This is a genomic window from Kribbella sp. NPDC043289 (genome assembly GCF_056436705.1).
This window is the reverse complement of record NZ_JBWKCB010000014.1, coordinates 68,315-75,212: the sequence shown is the minus strand read 5'-3', so window position 1 is coordinate 75,212 and position 6,898 is coordinate 68,315. Positions and strand designations below refer to the sequence as shown.

The 6,898-nt window shown below is 68.6% G+C and carries 7 protein-coding genes; 3 read left to right on the top strand and 4 right to left on the bottom strand.

Features of this window, described 5'->3' with window-relative positions; genetic code table 11:
- The first annotated feature begins 190 nt into the window (after positions 1–190).
- Positions 191–1,462: a phospholipase D-like domain-containing protein gene (locus AC0662_RS41325; RefSeq protein ID WP_478307482.1), complete on the top strand. Its 1,272-nt coding sequence runs from the start codon at positions 191–193 to the stop codon at positions 1,460–1,462.
- 66 nt (positions 1,463–1,528) lie between these two features.
- Here AC0662_RS41325 and AC0662_RS41320 read toward each other — a convergent pair whose 3' ends face one another.
- On the bottom strand, positions 1,529–1,984 hold the full coding sequence (locus tag AC0662_RS41320) for a nuclear transport factor 2 family protein (RefSeq protein ID WP_452203108.1): 456 nt from the start codon (positions 1,982–1,984) through the stop codon (positions 1,529–1,531).
- A gap of 125 nt (positions 1,985–2,109) precedes the next feature.
- Here AC0662_RS41320 and AC0662_RS41315 point away from each other — a divergent pair, with 125 nt between their 5' ends.
- The gene (locus AC0662_RS41315; protein WP_478307480.1) at positions 2,110–2,658 is read left to right on the top strand and encodes a TetR/AcrR family transcriptional regulator; all 549 of its coding nucleotides are present in this window, start codon (positions 2,110–2,112) and stop codon (positions 2,656–2,658) included.
- Complete coding sequence (locus AC0662_RS41310) at positions 2,655–3,632, top strand: glycoside hydrolase family 18 protein (protein WP_478307478.1); 978 nt, start codon at positions 2,655–2,657, stop codon at positions 3,630–3,632. The genes AC0662_RS41315 and AC0662_RS41310 overlap by 4 nt, the downstream gene beginning before the upstream one ends.
- Here AC0662_RS41310 and AC0662_RS41305 read toward each other — a convergent pair.
- The 3 genes from AC0662_RS41305 to AC0662_RS41295 are packed head-to-tail and all read right to left on the bottom strand — an operon-like array spanning position 3,629 to position 6,865.
- Positions 3,629–4,945, bottom strand: coding sequence for a hypothetical protein (locus AC0662_RS41305; RefSeq protein ID WP_478307476.1), 1,317 nt, complete (start codon positions 4,943–4,945; stop codon positions 3,629–3,631). The two genes, AC0662_RS41310 and AC0662_RS41305, sit on opposite strands and share 4 nt — an antisense overlap.
- The gene (locus tag AC0662_RS41300; RefSeq protein WP_478307474.1) at positions 4,942–5,145 is read right to left on the bottom strand and encodes a hypothetical protein; all 204 of its coding nucleotides are present in this window, start codon (positions 5,143–5,145) and stop codon (positions 4,942–4,944) included. Before AC0662_RS41300 ends, AC0662_RS41305 begins: the two co-directional genes overlap by 4 nt.
- Before the next feature lie 37 nt (positions 5,146–5,182).
- The gene (locus AC0662_RS41295) at positions 5,183–6,865 is read right to left on the bottom strand and encodes an ABC-F family ATP-binding cassette domain-containing protein (RefSeq protein WP_478307472.1); all 1,683 of its coding nucleotides are present in this window, start codon (positions 6,863–6,865) and stop codon (positions 5,183–5,185) included.
- Positions 6,866–6,898: the final 33 nt, after the last annotated feature.

Below are 6,898 nucleotides of genomic sequence, written 5' to 3'. Positions count from 1 at the left end.
AAAACGCTCGACTGGGACACCCCAGCCGAGCGTTTGCGTGATCTACTCACCACCTAGAACCCAAGGCGGTGTTGCGACGACCCCTTGAAACCGCCATCCGGTCGGGGGCCGTTGCTGTTCTCGGAGGAAAATTTCCGGCAGTATGGCTTGAGTAGTGAACATCCTTCTGATCGCCCCACAGGAGGTCCTGATGCTTCATGCCCTGCTCGCGCCGCTCGTGCTGCTGGCCGCGTCGACGGTTGCTCCGGCCGCGGCCGGCGTACCGGATCCGGTCATCGGGCACGCGGTGTTCAACGATCCGGCCGGGTCGACCACGCAGCAGAACACCATCCAGGTCCAGCTGGCCGGACTCATCGACCGGGTCCCGGCCGGTGAAGAGATCCAGGGATCGTTCTTCGGTTTCGATCCACCGGACACCGCCGACACCGCGACCGATCCGGACATCGTCGACCGGTTGATCGCCGCCCACGACCGCGGCGTGCTGATCAAGCTGATCGTCGACCAGAAGTCCGCCACGACGGCCGCCACGAAACGGCTCCGCACCGCGCTCGGATCGGCCGACGACAAGCCGTCGTACGTCGTGGACTGTGCGGACAAGTCACCGGCCGGGACGATCCGCGGCTGCATCGCCACTCGGGTGAAGCAGTGGTCGGACGGGCCCGTCACGCCGTACAACCACAACAAGTTCTTCACGTTCTCGAAGATCAAGCAGAGCAACGGGACCGAGGTCGGCTCAGTGGTCTACCAGGCGTCGGCGAACCTCGGCATCTGGGACCAGAACGAGGCGTACAACAACGCCCTCACCTACTCGGACCCGAAGACGTACGGCGCCTACCGGACGTACTTCGCCGATCTGCGTTCCTACCGTTCGGTGCCGGCCGGAAACAACAACTATTACAAGGATTCCGGCAGCGGGACGGACTACCGCGTCTTCTTCTTCCCGCGGCAGGAACGGGCCGGCCAGCCGTTCGACGACCCGGCGACGGACACCGTCTACAACTCGCTCGGCTCGGTGCGCTGCACGTACACCGAACCCGACGGCTCACACCACCAGACCGACGTCCGGGTCGCGATGTGGGACTTCAACCGGCCGGCGATCGCGCAACGACTGGCCCAACTGCGCAAGGACGGCTGCTGGGTGGACGTCGTCCTCACGAACGCCAACGACGCGGTGATGTCGGCGTTGAAGTCCGCCCCGGTGCAGATCACTCGGTGCAACTACAACCTTGCCCCAGGCATCGACATCCGCGTGCACTCGAAGTACCTGCTGATCGACGGCGGGTACGACGACGACATCGTGCCGCGAGTCTTCACCGGCAGCCACAACTTCTCGTACTCCGCACTTCGGCAGGCTGACGAGTCGATGGTCCGGGTGATGGGCCGCACCGTGCACGACGAGTACCTCGCGAACTTCTGGCACATCCGCGACACCTGCCGCGCCAAGGGCGGCGTGATCACCTGAGGATTGGAAACGGCCCCGGGCGGACGATCTGGGTCGCGGTCCGGGGCCGTTCGGCGCCTCTGCCGACTACGACGCGGCCGGGGTGCCTGCCGGTTCCGTCAGGTGCGCGACGAGCTGGTCGACCTGTCCGCGGGCCCGGATCATCGCCAGGTGGTCGATGTAGTCGCGCGACTCGACGATCAGCCCGTCGCGGACCCGGAGGACGAAGATTGCCGGGGTCCGGAACGGCTCACCGGTCGCCAGGGTCGTGCCGGCGTACTCGAACTCGGCGACGATCACCTCCGGGTCGGCCGTCCGGTGGACCCGGATGTTGTCCGGCTGGAACTTCACCACCTCGGTGACCTGCGGCCCGACGCCGCCGAAGTGCTCGCGGAGCGCGTCCCGGCTGAGCAGCGGATGGTCGCCGTACGGGTTCATCGGGTGCCGTACGTCGGTCTGCTCGGCGTACAGCTCCGGCAGCAGCGCGAAGTCCCGGTCGGCGACACCGTGGACGAGCTTGCGGAAGACCTCTTCAGGAGTCATGACGATTCCCCACCTCGGAGTTAAACGGAGTGATGACTATCGAATATATGGAGTCTTGACTTCGTTTACAACTGGTTGGCCGGTCCGGGCGTCTTCTAGGCTGAGATCGACGGAGGGGAGTTGGGGTGCGAGCCGACGCACGGGACAACCGGGCCAGGATCATGACCGCGGCGGATGACGTCTTCGGGCGGTCGCCGTTGGCGTCCACCGACGACGTGGCGAAGCTGGCGGGGGTCGGGATCGCGACGGTGTTCCGGCACTTCCCGACCAAGACCGACCTGCTCGAGGCGGTCCTGACGCTGCGGCTGGAGCGGCTGCGCGACCGTGCGCTGGAGCTGACCGGCAGCGCCGATCCGGGGGCGGCGTTCTACGCGTTCTTCACCCAGGTGGTGTCGGAGTCCGCGTCGAAGCTGGCGATCGGCGAGGCACTGACCGCGGCGGGCGTGGCGGCCGGCGAGAGCGCACGCGAGGCGGGGCGTGGCATGCGGGAGGCGATCGCCGGCCTGCTCACCGCGGCACAGCGGTCCGGCGCGGTCCGGGCGGACGCGGGGATGCCCGAGGTGTACGCGCTGCTGATCGGCGCGTCCCGCGGCGCGACCGCGGCCAACCTGGAGCCGGAACTACGGGACCGGATGCTCGCCCTGATCTACGACGGTTTGAAGCCGCGATCGTGAAGCGGCGCCTCACGATCGCCGCCCTGGTCGTGGTGCTGCTCCTGGTGGCCCCGGTCACGGTCTTCGCGATCTCCCTGCGTCTGCAGTACGCCGGTGATCCGTCCGCGACAGCCCGCACGCGGAACCAGGACGCGTTGTGGCTCGGCCACGCGTGGGTCGACGGGCGGAAGACGCAGGCCGACGTCACGGCACTCGCCAAGCAGCTGCAGGGCACCGGCATCCGCGACCTGTACGTCCACACCGGCCCGCTGGAGCACGACGGGTCGTTGCCGCTGGCAAAGGTGTCGCCGAAGGCCAAGTGGTTCGTCGACGCGGTCCACGCCGCGGCGCCCGCTGTCCGGGTGCAGGCCTGGCTCGGTGACGTCGTACAGCCGGATAAGAACCCGGGTATGAATCTCGACGACGCTCAAGTTCGGCAGCGTGTGGTGGCGTCGGCGTCCGCCGTACTGCAGCAGGGATTCCAGGGCATCCACTACGACTTCGAGCCGGTGCAGTCGGGCTCCAAGGGCTATCTCGCGGTCCTGGACGAGACCCGGGCACTGGGTACGACGCTGTCGGTCGCGTCGGCGCAGATCGACCCGCTCTGGTACCTGCACCTCATCCCGGTCGAGAAGTGGTGGTCACAGGACTACTTCCGCCAGGTCGCCGAACGTGTCAACCAGATCGCGATCATGTCCTACGACACCGCCATGCCGCTGGAGTCCTTGTACGGCGGTTACGTCGCCAAGCAGACCAAGCTCGCGCTGGAGGTCACTCCCCCGACGACGGACCTGCTGATGGGGCTTCCAGCGTACTGGGAGAACAACGCGGCGCACTGGGGGGATGCTGAAACCGTCAGCGCGGCGGTCCGCGGCGCACGGCTCGGTCTGGGCGACTCCAAGCGCCAGAACTTCGGTCTGGCGCTGTACGTCGACTTCGCCGCGACTCCTGAGCACTGGGCGGCGTACCGTGACGGCTGGTGCGTGGCGCCCTAGAAGGTCAGCACGAGGATCAGCGCGCAGACGAGCACGTAGGCGCCGACGAGCAGCGCGCTGGGCGCAAGCCGACGGTTGACGTCAGCCGGCGGTAAGCCGGTGCGGCCCCGCAGGCGCAGGGTCTCGAACACCGAGGCCGTCGTCATCAGGTGGTTCGGCTCGATGCCGGCGATGACGTGCCAGTCGTCACCGGTCTCGAGGTTCAGCCGGTCCTGGTCGATCGCGACGGAACCGACGGATCGCCAAGGCGTCGCGTGCTCGTGCCAGCCGTGCCGGATCCGGACCTCGCCGGCGGTCGCGATCACCCGGTAGAAGGTCCGGGTACCCAGCGCGTGGAGCGCGTGGCCCCCGATCACAGCGATCGCGGCGGCGGTGACCCAGTCGCCGAAGATCGCCACTGCTCCGACCACGATCGGCGCGACGATCGGGAGGGCGACCAACGCGGGTCGTTCCCACCACGGGCGGGCCCGCAGCGGGACTTCCCAGGGCAGCGTCGGCATCGCCAGCGCCGGCTCGACCGTCACGGCAGGAGCCGAGTAGCGAGGTACCTCGGCGTCGACCTGACGGAGCTGGCTGGACACCGACTCCACTCGCCACGGCAACCTGCGCGGCGCGCGGAACGGAGCGACCGGGCGGAGCACCTGATCGCCGACCACGATCGACGGCCAGCTCCCCTCGACCAAGTCACCGACCAGCAGCGCGTCGCCACGGTAGCGCCGCAACGTCTGCACCCACTGCCGTTTCAGCGCGGCCGGTGCGTGGTCCTCGTCGAGTACGTCGAAGGCGTCGTACAACCGGGCGTCGGTCTCCTCGTCGTCCACCTCGGCGACGAGAAAGCCGAGCAGGACCGCATCGTCGACGGACCAGATCGCGAAGGCCGTGGAGGAGTCCGGCTCGATCCGGACCGGCAGGCCGTGCGCCGTCCAGGACCGGCGCGGACGGGCCCGCCGGCGCCGCAGGTCCCGGGCGGTGAACAGGAGGGCCAGCACCCACGCTCCACCGGCCGCTGTGTACCAGTCGGTGAAGTCGGCTGGTTCGGCGCGGGGACGGATCCAGTCCGCGTCGGTCGGGTCCACCAGCACCGGGATGTGGGCGCCGGTGTCGTAGTCGTCCAGCATGCCGACAGTCCGCTTGGTGCCGTCGGGCAGCCGGAGGATGAGGTCCTCGTCGTCCGTCATCCCTTCCACGACTCCGGTCTGCTCGATCGCTCGCCGGAGATGCTCGCTCTCCCGCTGCTCCTCCCAGTGCATGGCGACGAGCGCAGCAGCACCGACCAGGACCAAAGCGCCGGCGACGAGCAGCCGGACGGTCACGCGGAACAGGCGACCATCGCGATCGCGAAGCTCGGATCCGGCCCGCAGATCGACGGGTCGTCAGGCGAGCACAGGCCGGTCCCGGTGTCGGACACGATCGACACCACGAGTGCGCCGATCCAGGCTGCCGGCATCAGCCAGCGGTAGATCCAGCTCGGTACGACGGTGTTCGCCCAGCGAGCAGCCAGGTCGTCTGTCATTGGAGTTCCCCCTCCACGGTGTGGGAGAACTCTAAGGTCAGCGAGCGCGCTCGACGCGACCTTCGTCCCAGACCGGTTCGTCGGGCTCGTAAACCGAGCCGTCGGACCCGAAGACCAGGAAGCGGTCGAAGCCCCGGGCGAACCAGCGGTCGTGGGTCACCGCGAGCACAGTGCCGTCGAAGGAGTCGAGCCCCTCCTCCAGCGCCTCCGCCGACTCCACGTCCAGGTTGTCAGTGGGCTCGTCGAGGAGCAGCAGGGTCGCACCGGACAGCTCCAGCAGCAGGATCTGGAAACGGGCCTGCTGACCGCCGGACAGGCTGTCGAATGTCTGCTCGGCCGCATGCGCCAGCTCGTACCGGTCCAGCTTCCGCGACGCCAGCTCGCGCCCCATGCCCTCCCGGTGGTCGTCACCGCGGTGCAGGATCTCCAGCAGCGTCCGGCCGACCAGCTCCGGGTGCTCGTGCGTCTGCGCGAACCAACCGGGCCGCACTCGCGCACCGAGCTTCACGTTGCCGGTGTGCGCCACCGGCGCGATCTGGACGTCGCCGACCGGCTGATGCTCCACGTCGGGATCCGAGCCACCGTTGGCGAGCAGCCGCAGGAAGTGCGATTTCCCGGACCCGTTCGACCCCAGGACGGCGACACGTTCGCCGTACCAGACCTCCAGGCCGAAGGGCTTCATGAGGCCGGTCAGCTCGAGCTCCGTGCAGACGACGGCCCGCTTGCCGGTGCGGCCGCCGGTGAGCCGCATCTTGACCTTCTGCTCGCGCGGGATCGCCTGCGGCGGCCCCGCCTCCTCGAACTTGCGCAGCCGGGTCTGCGCGGCCCGGTAGCGCGACGCCATGTCGGAGTTGTACGCCGCCTTCTGCTTGTACATCAGCATCTGGGCCCGGAGCTTCGCGTGCTCCTCGTCCCAGCGCCTGCGCAGCTCCTCGAACCGCTCGAACCGGTCCCGCCGAGCCTCGTGGTACGTCGCGAAGCCGCCGCCATGCGTCCACGCGGTGTTCCCCGCCGCCCCCAGCTCGACGGTGACGATCCGGGTCGCGGTGTTGGCCAGCAGCTCCCGGTCGTGACTGATGTACAGCACGGTCTTGTCGGTACTACGCAGCTGCTCCTCGAGCCACCGCTTCCCCGGTACGTCGAGGTAGTTGTCCGGCTCGTCCAGCATCAGCACCTCGTCCGGTCCCCGCAGCAGCGCCTCCAGCACGAGACGTTTCTGCTCACCACCGGACAGCGTCTTCACCTCACGCCAGCGACAGCGGTCGAACGGTACGCCGAGCGCGGCGGTCGTACAGACGTCCCACAGCACCTCGGCGTCGTACCCACCGACCTCGCCCCAGTCCGCCACCGCCTGCGCGTACTTGAGCTGGGTCTTCTCGTCGTCGGCCTCCATCATCGCCAGCTCGGCCTTGTCGAGCTTCGCCGCGGCCTCCTGGATCCCCACCGGCGCCACCCCCAGCAGGAGGTCCCGCACGGTCGACGAGTCCCGCACGGAGCCGACGAACTGCCGCATCACCCCGAGCCCGCCGGACCGCGAGATGCTCCCGCTGTGCGCCTTCAGGTCACCCGCGATGATCCTGGTCAGCGTCGTCTTGCCGGACCCGTTAGCCCCCACCAGCGCGACCTTCGCCCCGTCACCGACCCGGAACGTGACGTCGTCCAGCAACACCCGCCCGTCCGGCAGCTCGAACCCGACACCGGCGACATCCACGTGACCCATCCCCCCAGTCTGACAACACTCCCCCGACCCGTG

Bases quoted from the DNA above. Each gene is read 5' to 3' on its own strand.
- AC0662_RS41325 (WP_478307482.1), top strand. From the start codon at position 191: ATGCTTCATGCCCTGCTCGCGCCGCTCGTGCTGCTGGCCGCGTCGACG.
- AC0662_RS41320 (WP_452203108.1), bottom strand. From the start codon at position 1,984: ATGACTCCTGAAGAGGTCTTCCGCAAGCTCGTCCACGGTGTCGCCGAC.
- AC0662_RS41300 (WP_478307474.1), bottom strand. From the start codon at position 5,145: ATGACAGACGACCTGGCTGCTCGCTGGGCGAACACCGTCGTACCGAGC.
- AC0662_RS41295 (WP_478307472.1), bottom strand. From the start codon at position 6,865: ATGGGTCACGTGGATGTCGCCGGTGTCGGGTTCGAGCTGCCGGACGGG.